General features: G+C 64.6%; 3 protein-coding genes. 2 read left to right on the top strand and 1 reads right to left on the bottom strand.

Annotated elements, in window-relative coordinates:
- Together G113_RS19805 and G113_RS19800 are read left to right on the top strand one after the other, a co-directional pair.
- The coding region (locus tag G113_RS19805) for a tellurite resistance TerB family protein (protein ID WP_040319430.1) at positions 1–550 on the top strand (550 nt) is incomplete at its 5' end.
- Positions 551–734: 184 nt separating this feature from the next.
- Complete coding sequence (locus G113_RS19800; protein WP_005913037.1) at positions 735–1193, top strand: GNAT family N-acetyltransferase; 459 nt, start codon at positions 735–737, stop codon at positions 1191–1193.
- Positions 1194–1245: 52 nt separating this feature from the next.
- On the opposite strand, the gene G113_RS19795 is transcribed toward G113_RS19800, so the two are convergent.
- On the bottom strand, positions 1246–2334 hold a 1089-nt coding region (locus tag G113_RS19795), incomplete at its 5' end, for an aminotransferase-like domain-containing protein (RefSeq protein WP_005913035.1).

The following is a 2334-nucleotide window of genomic DNA, read 5'->3' as shown; positions in this document are numbered from 1 at the left end:
ACTGGCTGCTGGCGCCATGGCCTTGCTGCTGGGCAACAAGAAGATGCGCAAGTATGGCGGCAAGGTCGCGGCAGTGGGCGGCGCGGCCGCCCTCGGCGGTCTGGCCTACAAACTCTATCAGGACTGGCAGGCCCAGCAGTCCAGCCCGGCCCAGCCGACCCAGCCCCTGGACACCCTGGAGGGCAAGGCCCTGGATGCCCGGGCCAACCTGCTGGTGCGGGCCATGGTGGCGGCGGCCCGGGCCGACGGCCACATCGACGCCGCCGAGCGCCAGAAGATCCAGGACTACCTGACCGAGCAGGGTCAACCCGACGCCGCCCGCTGGATTGACGCCGAGCTCTCCCGCCCCCTCGATCCTCACATCCTGGCGCGGGAGGTGACCGACATGGAGCTGGCGACCGAGGTCTACCTCGCCTCCCTGCTCGCCATCGAAGTGGATCACTTCATGGAGCGCGGTTATCTGGACGAGCTGGCGCGCGCCCTCAAGCTCGATGACAACCTCAAGGGGAGCATAGAGCGCCAGGTCGCCCAGCTGGGGGCGCCGGGCTGAGCCCGGGGTTCACAGGTTGCACAAGGCCCCATCATGGGGCCTTGTCGTTTGTGGCCATTGGTGTGATCTGGTGCCATGAAAGGATACATTTGACCCTTTATCATGGTGCCGATGCCCCCTATGATGAGCCTTCCCCAGGCCAGAGGGGCACGTTGTCAGCCAACCGCAGCAAAAGGAGCACACAGTGGAAATACGCAAGGCAACCGAGCAGGATCTCGACGCCATTGTCGAACTGGATCGGCAGATAGGGCAGATCCACTTCGAGCAGGCTCCCGAGGTGTTCTGTCCCCCCTCTTCGCAGCAGCGAGCGTTTCTGCTGGATGCCATCCAGAGCGAAGGGCGCCAGTTTTGTGTCGCCGTGCTGGATGGGGTGGTGGTGGGGTTTCTGAGCGCCCGGATCGACATCAATGACACCATTCCGTTTCTGACCAAACTGCCGGTCTGCCGCATCACAACCCTGGTGGTGGATGAACACCACAGATCCCGGGGGATCGGCAAGGCGCTGATCGTCCACTGTGACCATTGGGCAAAGGCGAAGGGGGTCAGCCAGCTCAAGTTGGAGGTCATGTCATTCAATGATCGAGCCCGATCGCTCTACGAGTCCCTGGGTTTCAAGCGACAGTCCGAGACCTATGCCAGATAGCGTCCTCTGACTGGCACCCTCCCTGTTCAACGGCATTGTCCGCAAGGCCCCGTCACGGGGCCTTGTTGTTTCCGGCATCCTGCTGGGGGGCGAGCTGCTGGTGGACCAGCGTCGCCAGCCGGACGAGGGCGGTTTCCAGTTGGGGGCTCCAGGGATGGGAGCTGTTGAGGCGCAGGCAGTGGTTGTACTGCCCCTGACTGGAGAAGAGGGCCCCCGGCGCCAGCGAAAAGCCGCTCTCGATGGCGCTTGCATAGAGCGCACGGCTATCGAGGCGGGGGTCAAATTCCAGCCAGAGGAAGTAGCCGCCATCGGGGGCGCTGATGCGCACTTCATCCGGAAAGAGGCGCAGCAGGGCGGCCCGCATCTGTTGCTGGCGCTGGGCCAGGGTGTGGCGCAGACGGCGAAAATGGGCATCTACCCCGCCCTGACGCAACATCTTGGCCAGTGCCAGCTGGCTGGGCACATTGGTCGACAGGGTCGACATCAGCTGCAGCCGCTGGATGCGCTCGGCATGAGGCCCCGCCACCACCCAGCCGACTCGAAAACCCGGCGCCAGGCACTTGGTCCAGGAGCCGCACAGCAGACTCTCTCCCCGCGCATCCCAATAGGTGATGGGTCTTGGCCGCTCGCGCCCGACATAGAGCTCGGCATAGACGTCATCCTCCACCAGGGGCACCTGATGATGGTTGAGTAACTGCATCAGCGCCTGCTTGTGGCCATCCGGCATGGTATGGCCCAAAGGGTGTTGCACGTTGCCCATCAGCCAGCACGCCTTGATGGGGCGCTGGGCGAGCGCCCCGGCCAGCAGGGCGAGATCGATGCCTACCCCCGGGATCACCGGGATCTCCACCGCATTGAGCTTCAGTCGCTCTATGGCCTGCAGGGCGCCATAGAAAGTGGGGGATTCCACCACCACCCAGTCCCCCGGCTCTGTCAGTACCTGCAAGCTCAAAGAGAGCGCCTCCATGGCCCCCGTGGTGATGATGATCTCCTGGGGATCGACTGCCAGTCCGTCGCTGGCGTAGCGCTGGGCGATGGCGCGGCGCAGCGCCTCGTTGCCGGGGGGCAAATCGGCCACCGTGCTGAAGGGATCGAGTTTACGCATGCAGCTCGCCAGGGCCCGGCCGAGCTGCGGGTGGGG

It is taken from the genome of Aeromonas molluscorum 848 (genome assembly GCF_000388115.1).
GTDB classification, from domain to species: domain Bacteria; phylum Pseudomonadota; class Gammaproteobacteria; order Enterobacterales; family Aeromonadaceae; genus Aeromonas; species Aeromonas molluscorum.
The sequence above is the reverse complement of the archived record's forward strand: the minus strand, read 5'-3'. Positions and strand labels throughout refer to the sequence as shown.